The sequence below is a fragment of the Nitrospiria bacterium genome, from assembly GCA_035517655.1.
Lineage (GTDB): Bacteria > Nitrospirota > Nitrospiria > JACQBZ01 > JACQBZ01 > JACQBZ01.
The window spans coordinates 1-14,793 of record DATIYJ010000023.1 but is presented as its reverse complement, the minus strand read 5'-3'; the positions used below and the strand labels follow the sequence as shown (position 1 = coordinate 14,793).

Sequence of the window (14,793 nt, the reverse complement as noted above, 5' to 3'; positions counted from 1 at the left end):
ATTAAATTGCGTGATATAATTAGCACATGATCGCGCCCCGGACGCTTTTCGGGAAGAGTATAATCAAACAATTAGCGTAGGAGGTTAAATATGGAAAACCAGCTTGGTGACTTGCGACAGGAAACCAATGCCGGTGCTGTTAGCCGCGAAGAGATGCTTGATGAAATTGCGGACCTCGAGGAATATTCCCGGCTTGGCAAACGGCCCCCACATTGTCGAGGTTACAGAATTCGTGTGAACGGCGATAAGTTTGTCGTCAATGAGCCTTTTATTACAGGAAGGGAGGTTTTGAGGCTCGCCGGTTTGTTAACCCCAGAAAGCTACACCCTTCGGGTAAAGATCACTGGGCAGCATCCCCAGAAGGTGGAACTTGACGGGCGGGTGGATCTCCGGAGGCCTGGAGTGGAAAAGTTCAAAGCACTGCCGTGCGACCAGACGGAGGGGACGACGTGACCCTCCGCCGCCAGTTCGATCTGCTGCCAGAAGATTTGAAGTTCCTCGAGGACTATGGGTTGGCTTGGGAGACTCTCGTGGACGGTTCCCGGTGGGTGCTGATCCACGAGTTTCCCACCCCCACTGGGTACAACCAAAAACAAGTTATTGCGACCATTCGCATAGAAATAGGATACCCCAAAACGCCATTGGACATGGTCTACTTTCACCCAGCCCTTGCGAGAATCGACAAAAAGCCGATTGGTGCCACCCAGGGCACCCAACAACTTGACGGCAAAGTCTTTCAACGCTGGTCGCGACATCGTACAAATATTAACCCGTGGCTGGTCGGCCAGGACAATCTTGGCACACATATCATTCTTGTTGAAGACTGGTTAGAAAGGGAGTTTGAAAAATGATACCGCCGGTAACCCTTAGCCTCACAGGCGCCCAGCATGACCGCATCAGGCATTTTCTTTATCCTGGCGATGATAATGAAGCGGTTGTGCTCCTGTTATGTGGACGTCGCGCTGCGGAACGCCGTCATCGACTTCTGGTTCGTGATATTCATGAAATACCATATAGAGCTTGTTCTGTCAGGTCGTCATCACGGGTTACGTGGCCGCCTGAGATAATAGAACCATTACTAGAAAGAGCTGCTGATCAGCAGCTTTCAGTCATCAAAATACACAGCCACCCATGTGGCTACGCTGATTTCTCTGCGACCGACAATATTGGCGACAGACAGCTGTTGCCTATGATCCAGGGATGGGTAGAAGCCGACATCCCCCATGGCAGCGCTGTGATGCTCCCAGACGGCCAGATGTTTGGCCGTGTCCTTAGCCCAGGTTGTACATTTAACCCAATTTCTGTGATTAATGTCGTTGGGGACAATCTGTGCTTCTGGTACTCCGATACCTCGACCACCGAGGTGCCGGGTTTTGCCGCGTCTTACGCCCAAGCATTCGGAGCGGGTACAACCGAGCGCTTGCGGCGTCTCTCTGTTGCAGTTATCGGATGCTCTGGTACCGGAGGCCCCGTTGTTGAGCAGCTTTACCGAAACGGTGTTGGAGATCTGCTGCTCGTTGATGATGACTATATTGAAGAGCGAAATGTCAACCGGATACCCAATTCTACAATGGACGATGCGCATAGAAAACGCTACAAGGTCGATGTTCTTGCCGATGCCGTCAAACGAGCTGGTCTGGGCACAAAAGTTAGTGTTCTTCGTAAGAGCTTATGGCATCCGGAAGTAGTGGAGGCAGTTGCACAGTGTGATGTCGTTTTCGGATGCATGGACACAATTGATGGCCGTTTTCTGCTCAATGCGTTGGCAACGTACTACACTCTTCCTTATTTCGACATTGGCATACGGCTTGATGCCGTACCAAATGGTGCTGACAAGGGACGAATCCGTGAGGTCTGCGGGACAATTCACTATATCCAACCGGATCGTTCGAGCCTGATGAGCCGCGGGTTGTTCTCGCTAAGACAGGTTGCAGAGCAGGGGCTGCGGCGCAATGATCCAACCGCATACATACAGCAAGTCAGAGATGGTTACATTTCTGGTGTGGATGAACACCGACCAGCTGTTAATACCGTGAACACGTTGGCTGCGTCCTTGGCCGTACACGAGTTTCTGGCTAGGCTGCATCCCTATCGGGAAGAGCCCAACAATGTCTACGCGAGCGTGACGTTTAGCCTTGCCAGTATGGAATTGTTATCCGAGGCTGAACAGCCGCACTGCCAAATATTAAAAGATTGTGTTGGGGTTGGTGACTCCGAGCCTCTCCTTGGCCTAACGGAACTTGCGCGAAAGCATTTCGGATGAAATCGCTTTATGGGATAACCGAACACCTTGTTGCTTGGCTTCTGAAATGTTTGGCAAAGCCTTACCAAATGAAAGTTGTTGATGACCCACTCCCACGAAGTCTTAAACATCGCACGCTGTATGTTGTGCAGGATGATGGTTTATTGGAACAAGCCGCCATGCTTTGTCCATAACCGGGTCAGGCTTGGCTTATTGGCTTTTAGAATCAAACCCGGCTCCCCTCCGGCCTCGCGCGCGGGAGGGGCTTCGTGATTGACAGAAATAATTTCAATGCGTATAATATACGTATGATTTAACCGAACGAAAGGTTTGGACCATGCCCAAGGCAGCTTTAAAAAAGGAAAAGTGGACGCTCTCGTTTGATCCCCGTCTTAAGCGCCTCCTGATCAAAGAAGCCCGGAAGAAAGGGATCTATCCCGTCAGCCTGTTGGAGGAGGTCGTCCGCGAGCGGTTCAATCCCTACGGCCATTCGGACGTCAAGGACAGCGTCGCCTACGTTCAGGAGATCCGCAAGGGCTCCCGTCACCGGTCGGACGAGGCCTTCCTCAAAGAGATCCGCGCGTGGCAAAAGTTAAGCTCCTGATCGACACCGACATCGTGATCGACTATCTCAATACCGGCCTTCTCCTGACGATTTTTGAAGACCGGGGATTTGAGGTTTATTACTCCGTCGTGACAAAGAAGGAGCTTCTGTCCAAGCCGGGGCTGAAAGAAACCGAGCGCCATGCTATTTTGTTTACCCTCCGCCGGCACCGGATCATTCCGCTGGACGACCAGATCACCGGAACCTATTCCGACCTTCGGCGACGATATCCTTCCCTGGAAAAAGAGGACGCATTGATCGCGGCGACCGCGCTGGTTAAAAAGCTGCCCCTGGTTACCCGAAACGTAAAACACTATAAAAATATTCAAGGACTGATTCTTTTTAAGGGGTAGAAACTCCCCTCCGGCCTCGCGCGTAAGGCCTGAGGGATGGAAGGCGGCGCGGAGTTAATTTTTTCGAGAGAAACGATGATTCGCGTGGAAATCTGGTCCGACGTCGTCTGTCCGTTTTGTTATATCGGCAAGCGCCACCTCGAGGCCGCGTTAAAACAGTTTAAGCGCCGCGACCGGGTTCGGGTGGTCTGGAAAAGTTTTGAACTCGACCGGAACGCCGAACGAGGGGGCAATACGAGCGTCTATGAAATGTTGTCGAAGAAATACGGGATGAGCCTCGAACAGGCGCGGCAGTCGACCGAGCAGGTGGCCCGCCGGGCGGCCGCGGTCGGGCTGCGCTTCGATTTCGACCGCGTGGTCCCGGCCAACTCGTTCGATGCGCATCGTCTCACTCACCTCGCCGCGAAACACGGACTTCTGGATGCGGCGCACGAGCGCCTCTTCGCGGCCCATTTCACCGAGGGCCTTCGGATCGACGATTTGGAAACGCTTCGCCGGATCGGCGTCGATCTGGGGCTCGATCCGGAGGAGGTGAAAAAAGTTCTGGAGGGCGACGCCTACGCTTCGGACGTCCGTCAGGAGGAGAAAGAGGCTTATTCCCTTGGCGTGAGGGGCGTTCCGTTCTTTCTGTTCAATCGCAGGGATGTTATTTCGGGCGCGCAACCGGTGGAGCTGTTCACGGAGGCGCTCCGGTCCGCGTCGGATGACTGAGACAACGCCGAACAACCGGGGTTCGGAGTGAAATTGTTCGACGGGATCTCCCCTCCGGCCTCGCGCGCGGGGGCGGAGGGTCGCTTAGACGCCTCTTTTCGAGGTAAAAAAGAACCCTTTTAAAAAAAGCGGCTGATTCAGTCTTACCTCATCCGCCAATCGGATGGATATGGGGAAAATCTCTTTCCGACTACTTTTCCGCCGTCCGGAGACGGCCTCACGGTCTTTGGCCTTCTTACGATTCAGGAGAATGACGGGATCGATGATTTCACCGCAATGGACGCAGCGCCACCCTTCATATAGCCAGCGCTTTTCTTCGGTCGCTGTTCTGGCGAACTCCTCAAAAATCATCAGGCCGCCGCATTTCGAACAATTCATCTTCATCATCTCCTTTCTTCCGAGGGCCGTTCCCGCCATCTTTGATTTTGCCCCGAATGCCTTATCACCCTACGCCGGTCAAGTTACATTAAGATCAAGATTCTTAAAAAATCGCGTTAAATCTCCGGCGCGCGGCAAGGTTTTTCCTTGGGCTTCCCTCCAGCTTCGCGCGCGGGAGGCGTGTAAAATCATGACGCTTGCCAATCCCATCGAAAACAGGTTAACCTGATCCGAACCGGAGAGATAACGATGGCGTATCTGTTGATCAAATGGCTGCATGTCTTCTCGGCCATCGTCGCGGTCGGCGCCAATGTCACTTACGGGATCTGGCTGGCGCGCGCAGGCCGCAACCCGGAGGCCCTGCCCTTCACGCTCCGCGGCATCAAGCTGATCGATGATCGAATCGCCAATCCGGCGTACGGCTTGCTGCTCGTCACCGGGCTCGCGATGGCCTTCGTCGGCGGCTTGTCGCTGACCACGCCCTGGCTGCTCACGGCGCTGGTCCTGTACGTGCTCGTCGCGCTGATCGGCCTCTTGGGATACACCCCCACGCTGCGGCGCCAGATCGAGGCTCTGGATCGCGAAGGGCATGAGTCGTCCGACTATCAAGCCCTGGCCCGCCGCGGGGGAAGGATCGGGATGCTCCTGGCCGTCCTGGTAACCGTCATTATTTTCTTAATGGTCGTCAAGCCGGGCTTGTGGGCATGAAAAAGCGGGTCGGCCGGCGGCAACGGCACGCGGAGATTTTCCAAGATGGATACGGTTGACCTGGAAGCGCTGCTGCCCCGGGTCGTCGCGCTGGCCGAGAAGGCCGGCGCGGCGGTGATGGAGGTCTACGCGAGCGGCGACTTTGAGACCACTTACAAGAAGGAAGACGCTTCACCGCTCACGCGGGCCGATCTGGCCTCCCATCGATTGCTTGCGGAGGGCTTGCGCGCGCTGACGCCGGTGTGGCCCGTGTTGTCCGAGGAGTCGAAGGAGGTTCCCTACCCCAAGCGGCAGTCATGGAAGCGCTACTGGCTGATCGATCCGCTGGACGGGACCAAGGAGTTCATCAAGCGGCGCGACGAGTTCACGATCAACGTGGCGCTGATCAAGCGTGGCGAGCCGGCGCTGGGCGTGGTCTACGCGCCGGCGATGGAGGAGCTCTATTACGCGGCGCGCGGCTTGGGCTCCTTCAAGCGGAAGGGAGAGGAGCCGCCGGAACGGATCGTGGCGGGCGATTACAGGACCGGCGGCGTCACGGTCGTCGTCAGCCGCTCGCACGCCGGCGCCCGAGTTGAAGACCTGGTGCGCAAGATCAACCCGGCGGAGTCCCTGAGCATCGGCAGCTCGCTCAAACTGTGCCTCGTGGCCGAGGGGCGCGCCCATCTTTATCCGCGCCTGGGGCCGACGATGGAATGGGATATCGCCGCCGCCCAATGCGTGGTGGAAGAGGCGGGCGGCACGGTGACCGATCTGTCCGGCCGGCGGCTGCGCTACAATAAACCGTCGCTTGAGAACCCGCCGTTCATCGTCTGCGGCGCGCCGCCCTTTCCGTGGCAGGAGTACCTATAGCTCGTTTCGTCTCGACGCCGTGACCGGGGCGCTGGTCGGGCGGTTTTAATTATCCGGCCGCGCGGAGGTGCTCGGAAATTTCCGCGAGGGAACGATCCCCGCACCGAAGCCGGTTAAATGAGGGCGGGAAAGTAGCCTGTCCCCTTTTTGCGTGTTATGCGATCAAGAGGTATAATAAAACCACGGATGCGACCCGCAATGCCTTCTTAGGATGGAGAAAAACCCTTGCACGCCTGGGAACAGAATCTCGCGAATTTCCTCCATTATATTCGCCTGGACCATATCAAGCGAAAGATCCTTGTTTTTTCACTCCTGGCAACCCTCATCCCCTCTCTGACCATGGGCGGGCTCTATTACGTGCATGCGAAGCGATTTTTAACCGAAAAGGTCGCCCAGAAACTCCGGGACGTTACGGCTCAGAATGAACGAGAGCTCGATTTATGGATCAAGGAACGCCTGTACGATGCGCGTGTCTTTGCCAACTCATACGTGGTCTCGGAAAACCTCGAGAAAATCATCCGCGCGAACACCGCGCCGGGGACCAAGGCGACGGCGCTCCGCCGCCTGAAAGATTACCTCAAGTCGGTGGGGAACAAGTTTGTCGACTACGAAGCGCTCATGGTCGCCGATGCCGACGCGCGCACGGTGGCCACCAGCGCGGACCGAAGCGCCCCCCTGAGACTTCCGCACGACTGGCGGAACCGGAACAACGCCGATACGCCGATCATGGGTGACGCCTATTGGGATCCGGAACTCAACAAAATGGTCATGATGCTTGCCGTTCCGATCAAGGCCCAGAACGGCGGATTCCTGGGTCTCCTGGCCGTTAAGCTCAACTTTCACACGATCGATGAGATCCTGGGCCGTTCCTCGATCGGCAACACAGGGAAGTCCTTTCTGATCGCCCCGGACGGGACCTTGATCGCCGGGTCCCGTCCGAACGCTCCGGGACGCGTGATCGTCAAGCTGCCGTTCAACGTCCCCGGCCCCTCGGAGACGGACGCGGTCCTGTTGGAATACCCCGACGATCGCGGCCGTGCGGTGATCGGCGTTCTCCGCCGGATGTCGCAGCTCGAATGGGGCGTCGTCACCCAGATCGGGAAAAATGAAATCTACGCGGAGATCGTGCAGGTCCGGAATCTCACCCTCTTGATCAGTTTGGGGCTCCTCCTGGCGATCGGCCTGGCCGCCTATCTACTGGGGCTCACGATCGTCCGTCCCTTGGACCGTCTGACGAACGGCGCGGCCAGGGTGGCGTCGGGCGATCTGGAGGTGAGCCTTCCCGTGGTCAGTCACGGCGAAATCGGTTATTTGACCAAAGCCTTTAATAATATGGTGGCCCGCCTGCGCCTGGGCCAGGAAGAGCTGGCCGCCATCAACGGGAAACTGATCGAAAAAAACAAGGAGCTGCAGGTGCTCTCCATCACCGACAGCCTGACCGGGCTTTTTAACCGCAAATATATTATGGAGATCCTGACGAATGAAGTGGCCCGATCCCGACGCAACAAGCGCCCGTTTGCGGTGATGATGATCGACACGGATCAGTTCAAAAAGTACAACGACACCTACGGTCACCAGGCGGGAGACGACCTGTTAAAAAAGATCGGAAAGATCTTCATGCAGTCCATACGGAACGTCGATTACGCCGCGCGCTACGGCGGGGACGAGTTCATTATCCTGCTTCCCGAAATCGGGAAAGAGGGGGCGTTCGAGGTCGCGGATCGTATTCGCGGCCTGGTAAACGCGGAGACGCCGCGCGGCGCGGCCGATGGGGTGACCGTATCGGTCAGCATCGGAATCGCGGCGTTCCCGGAGCACGGGGACACCCCGGAGGCCATCATTGCCGCCGCGGACGGCGCCCTTTACCAATCCAAGCGAGACGGGCGCAACCGGGTGGTTCTGGCCGGCGTCGAACGCCAGCCGGACATCGAGGTGACGAAGTGACCCCGCTCAACGCATGGACGGCGGACATCCGCGATCACCGACCGCCGACGAGGTTATAGTAAACCCAGCCGCCGCGCCCGTCCTCGTCCCTCACCCGGACCCAGAGACCCAGATACGAAAAGCCCACAAGCGCGCTTCCTTCCGGAAGCGAGAAAAGGACCTTGGCATTGAGACCGGGCCCTTCCCGGACATTGGCCGCGCCGACCGACCGGAGCGGGAGCGGCGCGGCGAAGGATACCTCGCCCTCCGTCGTCGGGGTTTGCTCACGGTCTTTCGATCGCTCCCGGTCCTCCTCGATGACGGCCTTGGCCCGGGCGGCAAGGTACAAGGCCCCGCCGTAATTTTCTTTTTTTAATTCCTGATTGCTCGCCTTCAAAAGCGCTTTGGCCTGGAGGATTTCCGCGTCCCTCTCCGGGTCGGCCGCGTTTGTCTTCAGCGCCTTCAACGCGATCTCCCCTTCCGCAAGGGTCGAGGCCGCCTCCGCCCTGCTTTCCAGGCTGCGCAGCTTCGCTTTGGCCCGCACCACCTCCAGGGTGGCTTCGTCGAGATTTCGGTCGAGCTCTTTGACCTGCGCTTCCTTTTCCAGCAAAAGCAGCTGAGCCCGGGCGAGCTTCTCTTCCAGTTCCCGATTGGCGGTCGTTTGTTTCGTCAACGCTTCCTGTTGCTTCTGTCCGGAGACCATCCCGGCGCATCCCGAAAGGAGGACCGCCGCAACGATGAAGGGATAAAGAGAATAGGGACCGGAAGGATGACGGGTCGTGGGACGGCTCTCGGGCTTCATGGCGGTTTCCGAATGCATTCTTTCCGATCTAATCAATCCGCGCTGTTTGTTTCCGGGCTCAATACCCGTTGCCGCGACGGTCTTCTTCCTTCTTCAAATCCTGCATGCTCTTGTCGGAGTCCTGGTGGATCTTGTCGCCGTCGGGACGCTCGGGCGCGGGCGGCGTCGAGGCGCAACCGCCCAGCGCGATCGTGAACGGAATCAAAAATACCATCGGGAGCACGACGGCCGTTCGGAGCCGTTGGAACGTCATGGGTTCTCCTTTCCATAGATGAATTCGGCGATCTGTCGACCGACCTCATCCGACACTTCCTTCTCGGCCGTCCGCAGCGCGCGGGCCTCGGCCTCCGGCTGCGTCAGGTGGCCTTCGCGTCCCTGCCGCGCGACGCTTCCGATCACCTGCTGCGAGGCCTTGTCGGTCAGGTCGAAGGCCGCCGCCCAGCGCACGAAATAGGTCGGCGGCGCTCCGCCGGCAGGCATCTGCACCGGATCGAGCGTCACCGCGCCCTTCACCACCAGGTCGGGCGGGAGGTCGGAGGCCGCGGCCGAAGCGACCGGGAGCCCCTGGCGGTTCAGCCCTTCCACGATCGCCGCGCGCACCGGCTCGCTGTTCGCGCCGCCGACCTCCACGACGATCCTGAAATTTTTTGAGAGAAAATCGCGGAAATCCCGGTTGACGTCGGCCAGGCTCACCCCGCTTTCGGACCCATGGCCGGTGGAACTGACGACGCGGAGTTCCGTGTTGTAGGCCTCGCGGAGCAGGATGTTCTCAACCGCCTCATGGTAGGCCCGGACGGTCTGGAGTTTCGGGCCGGAGGACCGGGTCTGTTTCAACAGCTCCTCGACTTTGAGATCCAGCGAGGCAACCCGGTCGCGCAGGGCCGCCGCGGCATGCTGCCGGTCCATCACGGCCAGCGCGTAGTAGAGCGCCTTCGACTCGTCCGTCCAGCGCTCGGCGATCGTCACGTTTTCCAGCACCTTCTTGGTCGAGACCTCGGTCGCCTGCTCGATATTGATCTGCCGGCTGTCCTCGGTGCGCCCCTTGGCGTCGGTCTGGAGATATTTCTCCCACTCCTCCGTTTTGGAACTGATCTCGGCCGCAAAAATCTTCGAGATCGCGGCGTAGGCCCGGTCCTCCGCGGCCTGGCGGGTGTCCGCGTAGCCCACGCCGGTCAGGTAGATCGCCTCGGGATATTTTTTGCTCGGCCCGTTGACCCAGTCCGGCGCGGCCGCGTCGCGGGCGAACGAGGCCGGCCCGTCAAGGAAGATTACTCCGGCGATTAAAACCGTCAGGACGCGCCAACCGCGGCCTGAACCAAACCCTACGATTCGATCCGATCCCATGCCTTCTCCTTTCATGAGCGTCACCGGCCGAGGATCCGGTATCCTAAAAACCGTTTTTCCCCGGCCTTCAGCGTCACCGGAGGGTAGGTCTTTCGTTCGATCACCCCGCCGGCGGCGTCATAATACTCGACCGCGACGGTGTACGTTCCGGGCGGGACCGCCATCCGGGCCATCCGGATCTCCCCCGGCAGCGTCCGCCAGCTGCGCTTGTCCGACTGCTCGGAGGCGAGGGAGTAGATGTTCGTCCCGACGTCGGCCAGGATGTCGGCCAGCGGGTTGTTGTCGGTCTTCCGGGCCACCTCCTTTTTCACGAGCCGGGACGCCTGATACTTGGCCACCGCCCGCGCGATCGCCTTGGCCGTGATGCGTCCGATGCGGTCCTCGAGGTTCTTCTTCGCGATGGCCGTGATGTTCTCGGCCAGGAAGGCCCGCTGGGTGATCGCCGCGCCGTTTTCCGGGGTCAGCCGCACCTCGGCCGACCGGACCCTGTCGGGGAGCGGAACGAACTTCGGAAGGGCCACGCGGAGAATGTAGGTGCCGCCCTTGTCGTCCCGGATCGGGGCCGTGACGAAGAAATCTTCCTTGACCGGAGACCGGCCGGTGTAACTGATGAAGATCAGCTCGGCCTGGCTTTGCAGCTCCTTTTCGGTCGTCCATCGCGCATCCGGAAACTGTTTGAGGTATTCCTGATGCTCTTCCGTGAAGCCCAGGGCCGCGCTCGTCCTCAGCAGGTCGGACGGAAGCGTCGGCGGCAGCGGGGTGCCGTAGTCCTTGCGGTAATCGCCGTAGGCCTCGTAGGCCTTGCGGTACGAGATGAAGGCGTCGTTGATCTCGCCCTTCGCCTCGTAGAGAAGGCCGCTCAGGTACTGGGCCAGCGCGTCCCGCTTGTAGACGTTCTTCTTGTCGTACTTGTCGTTGAAAAGGTCGAGTTTGTGGTCCACTTTCCGGGCCTCGACCAGCGCGTCGTCCCATTGACCGAGATAAACGTAATTCAGCGCCGCGATCACGTTGATCATCACTTTTTCAAAATCCTCGCCTTCATAGGGAAGGGTGTTGTCGTTGGTCAGCATCGCGCCGGCCTCGGCCGAGACGCTCTTGGTGTAGAGCTGGTCGATCCGGTCCTCGGCCTGGGCCAGGTATTGATTGCTCTCGGCGTATTGACCGGCCAGATGCAGCATCATGCCCCGGTCGAAATCATAGAGGACGGCGTTGCGGTCGCCGTAATCGGCCTTGTGATTGACGACGACGGCGTCGGCTTCGGCGAACTGCTGGCGGGCCTGGAGGTTGTCCATCTGGACGTATTGACGGACGCCCGGGCCGCAGCCCGACAGCGCCGTCAGGCCCGAAACGCAGGCGGCCGCGACGAGCGTCGACCCGAAGCCCCGACGATTACAAACTCCCATGGAGACGACTTTCAACGGAGGACTGGGCTAAAATCCGAGACGGCTTTTTTCGATGATCTTTTTAATTTTTTTCTGTCCGGACCAGACGAGCAGGTTCTTCTCGACGTCGAAGAGCTGCAGGTCGATCTGGTAGTAGACCGCCTTCGTCCCGCCGGCCTCGTCCAGGATCGAATTGATCGTCCCCTTCAGCATGTAATCGGAACCGATCTCCTTGCCGAGCCCCTTGGCCGTCTCCTGGGAAGACTGGGACTGCTGGTCCTGCCGCTCTTCGCGGACCTCCTCCCGCTCGGACTTGGACGCGACAAATTGAACCCGGCCGTCGTTCGTCAGCGCGCGCTGCAGATCCTCGGTGAAGGTCTGGACGTTGATGTGCTCGCTGCTCCGGTTCGTGACGGTCCCGACGATCACGGTCGGCGGCTTGCCGCCGTGCTCCTTGGAAAAGCGGTCGAGCCACGGCCGGGACAGCACGTCCTTGATCATCTCGTCGGACACCAGCCGGGAATCGGTGTCGTTCCATCGTCCGGACAGATCGGTCGTCGTGTCGGCGCCGACCCGCTCCACCTTGGTCGTCGCGCAGCCGACGAGGCCCGTCAACAACAGGATGAACAAAATTCCAAACGGTCGCATAGATGCCCTCCTTTTTATATTGGGGCTCACGTCGCCCCCTCCAGAGGCAAGGCCTTCGGAGCCTCCCCCTCTCGCTCGCTTGGCTCGCTGATAAGACCACGGGTCTTGCCCACGGGTATTTACCGAAACTTCTTATGCATCTCCTCCATCATATCTTCCATCTCTTTCATCCGATCCGCGATAAGCCGGTCCAGGTTGTAGGGCCGCTTCTCGGTCAGTATCTTGGGCGCCGGCGGCTCTTCCTTTTTGGCGGGCGGCTTCACGGGTTCGCCCGCCGGCTTTTGGACCGGCGTCACCGGAGCCGCGGCGGCGGGAGGAAGCGAAGGAGGCGGCGCCTCGGCCTTCTCGACCGGACGGGGCGCCGTCCCGGCCGAGGCCGTGGGTGGGTTCGATCCGGGTTGATACGCGACGGTCACGCCCTGCGAGGCCAGCCAGTGTTGCGCGACGCTGGACTTGAGCGCGAAATTGATCGAGGTGATCGTCAAGCCGTCCGACGCCTTCCGGGAGATCATCGTGTTGACCCCCACCATGGCCCCCTGTCCGTCGAGCAGCGGCCCGCCGGAATTGCCGCGGTTCAGGCTGGTCTCGGTCTGAAAAATATCCTTCCCCTGCACCCCGTTGAAATTCTCCATCTCGGCGCTGATCGTCCCGGTCGTAAGCGTCCACAAGCCGCCGGTTTCCGGATGTCCGATCGCCACGACCGGGTCCCCGATCGACACGTCCTCCGGATTTCCCAGGGCCACCACGGTCAGCCCGGACGGCGGGTTTTCCATCCGGAGCAGGGCCATGTCCAGCGACGCGTCGTAGGCGACCAGCTTCGCCTCGACGCGGCGGGCCAGGTCCGTGTCCATGTTTCCGGTCACGCGGTCCGGTTTCAAGAACAGGCTCACCCGGCGGTAGGGCCGGTTCGTCTCCTTGTTGATCACAACGTGGGCGTTCGTGATCACCAGCCCGTCGGCCCGGATGATCGAGCCGGTGCCCCCGCTGCCCAGGCGGCCGTCGTCGCTGGCCAGGACCAGGACCACCCCCGGCCCGACCGTCTCATAAATCTCCTTGGGGGTGTAGGCCCCGGCCGCGTGCCCCGAAAGCCACACGGTCGTGAACAGAACAAGGCCGGTCGCGATCCGCCGATTACGCTTCATGGTCCCCCGTCCCCTTCCGGATCACTGGCCGTGTTTCTGCTCTTCGGTCGCGAGGCTGTCGAAGGATTTCTCGGCGTTCTGTTTGACATAATCCCGGACGGCCGAGTTCAATTCCTTGATCTTGTCCAGGCTGTTCTTGAAATTTTCCAGGTCCAGACGGGCGAGGGAATAGAGCGTCCCGTCCGACGGGTCGGTCCAGTGATCAATGATCATCACGCCGTTCAGCGTCGCGGACGAGAAGGTCTTGATCGCCTGCTCGACGTACTGCTCCTCACTCGTGGCCGAGGCGTTGGTCACCGCGCCCCCGCCGGTCGTCGAGGCCATGTAATCCTTCATCAGCGAGGCGGTGTAGGTCTCGAAGATCTTGGTGATCTCGGCCCGGGCCCGGTTCTCGGACGTGGTCTGCGCCAGCGGCCGGTTCCGCACCCCGGTCACGGCCCCGATGCCGTAGAAGACCTTGTTGCCCGCGTCCTTGAAAGCGCCGCTGCCCTTGGTCACCCATTCGGGCGGCTGGGCGCCCGCCGGCTGGCGGCCGGCGCAGCCCGCCGTCGCGATCGGCAGCAGCGCCGCCAACACAAACCCGAGAACCACCGCGCTTGAATTCTTTTCTTTCATGGGCCCCTCCTTATGGGTACGGTTGATCCGTTAAAACATCCCTAACAGTGTAGCACATCAAAAGATATAATGAAGCGACAAGATCGGACCGCTCACGACATCGTTTTCCCTGAAACAGGCAAATCCGCCGCTCGGCCTGCAGGAAACGCGGTTCGCGGGATAATCGATCCGACGGTAGCCGAAGCCCGCGGCGGCCACGAAGGGCCAACGGATTCCGGCATAGCCAAGCCCCCCCTCGATCGCTCCTCCCTGAATCAAGGACAGGTTCAAGTAGGCCGCCCAGCGTGTGTTTTCGACGGGATAATCGAGAAGAAGACCGGGACCGACCCGGCTCAGCACGACCGTTTTCGTGCAGCCCGCGCAATCAAGATCGGTCGTCTGCCGATGCCGCATATACCCGACGTAGGGGCTGACCCCCGTCAGGATCGTGTAGCCGAGCGCCAGATCCATTTGGGTCAAATCGACCGTCGAGTTCCGGATGAACGACGGGCTCGAAAAAGAAGATGGCTGTTCAAAAACATTGAAACTCGCGGCGGAGGCCTGTGCGCCGACGAACCACCGGCGGAACGAACCGTTCAAGGCCGCCGTCGACATCCAGGTCCCGTCGGAGCGGGGGGCCTCGACGCGATGGGTTTTAAGCCCGCTCGACGTTTGGTTTTCCAGCTTCAAGGTCCGCCTCAGCGAGACGTACTGCTCCTTCAGGCCCAGCGCAAAATTCAAATCCTCCGCGGCCGCCGGCGGGGCCAAAACGACGAGCAGGAGCGGAAGGATCCAGGCCCGCGCAAAACCGTCGGGCCCGCGGCGTTTCACCATCGTTCGGATGATACGGGGAAGACCATGTCGCCCTCGCGGCCGGGAACAAAACGGACAGGGAATATTTCAAAACTATAAGGAGTTTCATCGCAATTGTCAAACAATTCCATCGCCAAAAAGACCTTGCCAAGTTCCCGGGATTTCAGAGATGAGAAGGGTCTTTTTTTAATTCCAGGTTTCGAACCGAAACGGTTTGATCGAGGAGATGATTTGAAAGTCCTTGCTGTTTTGAGTAATCAGCGTCGCGCCGATTCGCCGGCAGCAGAGCGCGATCAGGAT

General features: G+C 59.5%; 18 protein-coding genes. 10 read left to right on the top strand and 8 right to left on the bottom strand.

Annotated elements, in window-relative coordinates:
* Window positions 1-90 precede the first annotated feature (90 nt).
* The 10 genes from VLY20_04960 (at window position 91) to VLY20_04915 (ending at window position 7,789) form a co-directional block, all read left to right on the top strand.
* Window positions 91-453 (top strand): multiubiquitin domain-containing protein, encoded by a 363-nt coding sequence (locus VLY20_04960; protein ID HUK55989.1) that lies wholly within the window; start codon window positions 91-93, stop codon window positions 451-453.
* Window positions 450-851 (top strand): E2/UBC family protein, encoded by a 402-nt coding sequence (locus VLY20_04955; protein ID HUK55988.1) that lies wholly within the window; start codon window positions 450-452, stop codon window positions 849-851. The genes VLY20_04960 and VLY20_04955 overlap by 4 nt, the downstream gene beginning before the upstream one ends.
* Entirely contained in the window at window positions 848-2,263 is a 1,416-nt protein-coding gene (locus tag VLY20_04950; GenBank protein ID HUK55987.1) for a ThiF family adenylyltransferase, read from the top strand. The genes VLY20_04955 and VLY20_04950 overlap by 4 nt, the downstream gene beginning before the upstream one ends.
* A 316-nt stretch (window positions 2,264-2,579) precedes the next feature.
* On the top strand, window positions 2,580-2,846 hold the full coding sequence (locus VLY20_04945) for a hypothetical protein (protein HUK55986.1): 267 nt from the start codon (window positions 2,580-2,582) through the stop codon (window positions 2,844-2,846).
* Window positions 2,825-3,199 carry a PIN domain-containing protein gene (locus tag VLY20_04940; GenBank protein HUK55985.1) on the top strand — a complete coding sequence of 125 codons (375 nt, stop codon included), beginning with the start codon at window positions 2,825-2,827 and terminating at the stop codon, window positions 3,197-3,199. The genes VLY20_04945 and VLY20_04940 overlap by 22 nt, the downstream gene beginning before the upstream one ends.
* 75 nt (window positions 3,200-3,274) lie before the next feature.
* Window positions 3,275-3,910 (top strand): DsbA family oxidoreductase, encoded by a 636-nt coding sequence (locus VLY20_04935; GenBank protein ID HUK55984.1) that lies wholly within the window; start codon window positions 3,275-3,277, stop codon window positions 3,908-3,910.
* Between the two features lie 250 nt (window positions 3,911-4,160).
* Window positions 4,161-4,517 carry a hypothetical protein gene (locus VLY20_04930; protein ID HUK55983.1) on the top strand — a complete coding sequence of 119 codons (357 nt, stop codon included), beginning with the start codon at window positions 4,161-4,163 and terminating at the stop codon, window positions 4,515-4,517.
* Between the two features lie 20 nt (window positions 4,518-4,537).
* Window positions 4,538-4,996 carry a DUF2269 family protein gene (locus tag VLY20_04925; protein ID HUK55982.1) on the top strand — a complete coding sequence of 153 codons (459 nt, stop codon included), beginning with the start codon at window positions 4,538-4,540 and terminating at the stop codon, window positions 4,994-4,996.
* 45 nt (window positions 4,997-5,041) lie between these two features.
* The gene (cysQ, locus tag VLY20_04920) at window positions 5,042-5,845 is read left to right on the top strand and encodes a 3'(2'),5'-bisphosphate nucleotidase CysQ (GenBank protein ID HUK55981.1); all 804 of its coding nucleotides are present in this window, start codon (window positions 5,042-5,044) and stop codon (window positions 5,843-5,845) included.
* Window positions 5,846-6,070: 225 nt separating this feature from the next.
* Complete coding sequence (locus VLY20_04915; protein ID HUK55980.1) at window positions 6,071-7,789, top strand: diguanylate cyclase; 1,719 nt, start codon at window positions 6,071-6,073, stop codon at window positions 7,787-7,789.
* A gap of 34 nt (window positions 7,790-7,823) precedes the next feature.
* Here VLY20_04915 and VLY20_04910 read toward each other — a convergent pair whose 3' ends face one another.
* The 8 genes from VLY20_04910 to VLY20_04875 form a co-directional block, all read right to left on the bottom strand.
* Entirely contained in the window at window positions 7,824-8,588 is a 765-nt protein-coding gene (locus VLY20_04910; GenBank protein ID HUK55979.1) for an SH3 domain-containing protein, read from the bottom strand.
* Window positions 8,589-8,628: 40 nt separating this feature from the next.
* Window positions 8,629-8,823 (bottom strand): hypothetical protein, encoded by a 195-nt coding sequence (locus VLY20_04905; protein HUK55978.1) that lies wholly within the window; start codon window positions 8,821-8,823, stop codon window positions 8,629-8,631.
* Window positions 8,820-9,914, bottom strand: coding sequence for an LPP20 family lipoprotein (locus VLY20_04900; protein HUK55977.1), 1,095 nt, complete (start codon window positions 9,912-9,914; stop codon window positions 8,820-8,822). The genes VLY20_04905 and VLY20_04900 overlap by 4 nt, the downstream gene beginning before the upstream one ends.
* Window positions 9,915-9,934: 20 nt before the next feature.
* Window positions 9,935-11,317: a hypothetical protein gene (locus tag VLY20_04895; protein ID HUK55976.1), complete on the bottom strand. Its 1,383-nt coding sequence runs from the start codon at window positions 11,315-11,317 to the stop codon at window positions 9,935-9,937.
* Between the two features lie 27 nt (window positions 11,318-11,344).
* Window positions 11,345-11,944 carry a penicillin-binding protein activator LpoB gene (gene lpoB / locus VLY20_04890; GenBank protein ID HUK55975.1) on the bottom strand — a complete coding sequence of 200 codons (600 nt, stop codon included), beginning with the start codon at window positions 11,942-11,944 and terminating at the stop codon, window positions 11,345-11,347.
* Window positions 11,945-12,063: 119 nt separating this feature from the next.
* Window positions 12,064-13,086: a serine protease gene (locus VLY20_04885; protein HUK55974.1), complete on the bottom strand. Its 1,023-nt coding sequence runs from the start codon at window positions 13,084-13,086 to the stop codon at window positions 12,064-12,066.
* 21 nt (window positions 13,087-13,107) lie between these two features.
* Window positions 13,108-13,701: an LPP20 family lipoprotein gene (locus VLY20_04880; protein HUK55973.1), complete on the bottom strand. Its 594-nt coding sequence runs from the start codon at window positions 13,699-13,701 to the stop codon at window positions 13,108-13,110.
* A 57-nt stretch (window positions 13,702-13,758) separates the two neighbouring features.
* Window positions 13,759-14,514: a hypothetical protein gene (locus tag VLY20_04875; GenBank protein HUK55972.1), complete on the bottom strand. Its 756-nt coding sequence runs from the start codon at window positions 14,512-14,514 to the stop codon at window positions 13,759-13,761.
* Between the last annotated feature and the right edge of the window lie 279 nt (window positions 14,515-14,793).

Excerpts from the sequence above, each read along its gene's own strand:
- cysQ (HUK55981.1), top strand. The coding sequence starts at position 5,042 with ATGGATACGGTTGACCTGGAAGCGCTGCTGCCCCGGGTCGTCGCGCTG.
- VLY20_04900 (HUK55977.1), bottom strand. The coding sequence starts at position 9,914 with ATGGGATCGGATCGAATCGTAGGGTTTGGTTCAGGCCGCGGTTGGCGC.
- lpoB (HUK55975.1), bottom strand. The coding sequence starts at position 11,944 with ATGCGACCGTTTGGAATTTTGTTCATCCTGTTGTTGACGGGCCTCGTC.
- VLY20_04930 (HUK55983.1), top strand. The coding sequence starts at position 4,161 with ATGACGGGATCGATGATTTCACCGCAATGGACGCAGCGCCACCCTTCA.
- VLY20_04895 (HUK55976.1), bottom strand. The coding sequence starts at position 11,317 with ATGGGAGTTTGTAATCGTCGGGGCTTCGGGTCGACGCTCGTCGCGGCC.
- VLY20_04885 (HUK55974.1), bottom strand. The coding sequence starts at position 13,086 with ATGAAGCGTAATCGGCGGATCGCGACCGGCCTTGTTCTGTTCACGACC.
- VLY20_04910 (HUK55979.1), bottom strand. The coding sequence starts at position 8,588 with ATGCATTCGGAAACCGCCATGAAGCCCGAGAGCCGTCCCACGACCCGT.
- VLY20_04875 (HUK55972.1), bottom strand. The coding sequence starts at position 14,514 with ATGGTGAAACGCCGCGGGCCCGACGGTTTTGCGCGGGCCTGGATCCTT.
- VLY20_04950 (HUK55987.1), top strand. The coding sequence starts at position 848 with ATGATACCGCCGGTAACCCTTAGCCTCACAGGCGCCCAGCATGACCGC.
- VLY20_04880 (HUK55973.1), bottom strand. The coding sequence starts at position 13,701 with ATGAAAGAAAAGAATTCAAGCGCGGTGGTTCTCGGGTTTGTGTTGGCG.
- VLY20_04925 (HUK55982.1), top strand. The coding sequence starts at position 4,538 with ATGGCGTATCTGTTGATCAAATGGCTGCATGTCTTCTCGGCCATCGTC.
- VLY20_04905 (HUK55978.1), bottom strand. The coding sequence starts at position 8,823 with ATGACGTTCCAACGGCTCCGAACGGCCGTCGTGCTCCCGATGGTATTT.
- VLY20_04935 (HUK55984.1), top strand. The coding sequence starts at position 3,275 with ATGATTCGCGTGGAAATCTGGTCCGACGTCGTCTGTCCGTTTTGTTAT.
- VLY20_04945 (HUK55986.1), top strand. The coding sequence starts at position 2,580 with ATGCCCAAGGCAGCTTTAAAAAAGGAAAAGTGGACGCTCTCGTTTGAT.
- VLY20_04960 (HUK55989.1), top strand. The coding sequence starts at position 91 with ATGGAAAACCAGCTTGGTGACTTGCGACAGGAAACCAATGCCGGTGCT.